This window comes from Streptomyces swartbergensis (assembly GCF_002148965.1).
In the GTDB taxonomy this organism is placed as follows: domain Bacteria; phylum Actinomycetota; class Actinomycetes; order Streptomycetales; family Streptomycetaceae; genus Streptomyces; species Streptomyces swartbergensis.
Genome location: NZ_NGFN01000781.1, coordinates 1 through 871 on the forward strand (window position 1 = coordinate 1; position 871 = coordinate 871).

Here is an 871-nt window from a genome sequence, read left to right on the forward strand (position 1 = left end):
GCTACGGGGTGCGGTAGCGGTCGTGGAGGATCTTGACGGTGTCGGTCCACGCGCTGTCGGCGTGCTGGGGCAGACGGTGGCCGGCATGGTCGGCCAGTCGCCAGTAGATCGGGTGCATGGTTCCTGCCTCGGTGGTGATCAGGGCGGTGAGCAGAGCTGGGCGCTGAGGCTTCGGGCTGCGGGGCCGAGCGGTGGGCTTGACCCGCCGAAGCACTTGCTCCTGATCAGATTCCGGCAGGTCCCCCAGGCCTTTGACCTGGGCGCACAGATCAGCGAGGGGCACGGTCTTCCCCAGCCGGGCTGCGTGCTCCAGGACGTCCCGGACCGCGTCGGCAAGGCCAGCTGCGTCGAAGCGCACTGAGTGCGGAGCCGCAGGAGGAACGCGCGGCGCCCGGGGACGCGCCGGCGACTGAGGGGCACGCGGCGCGGGTGCGGACTCCGTCGGAGCGGTCTGCCATGCCTGGACCTGGGAGCGCTGGGTGTCGGTGAGCCAGGCAGAAGCCTGTTCTGCGGCCTGGGCAAGCTGGCGACGCTGGGCAGGTGTGATGATCGGAAACCCGAGGCGCTTCCGCTCCGCGAGGTCACCCAGCAGTCGCTGGACCTTCTGCAGGGCCTTGCGCTCCTGAAAAGTCGGTTCGCGGGGTGTGGGCAGGCCGACCGCCCGTTCCAGCCTCAGCAGCGCGTCTACTGCTGCCCTGATCAGGCCGTTCTCTTCGGCGGTTGCCCCACCGTGTGTCACCTCTTCCGCCCGGTTCAACCAGCGGCGGATCTCCGTGCGGCTGCGCCCGTCATTGACCGCCTGCTCGAGGGCCGCCATGACGTCCGCACGGTCGGGCGAGGGGATGCCGCGCGTCTCTTCGCTGGTCGCCCG

1 pseudogene is annotated in these 871 nt (G+C 70.4%); it reads right to left on the bottom strand.

The features are described 5' to 3' along the window. Nucleotide 1: 1 nt before the first annotated feature. Nucleotides 2-871: pseudogene (locus tag CA983_RS46535) on the bottom strand (hypothetical protein); the annotation flags it as partial.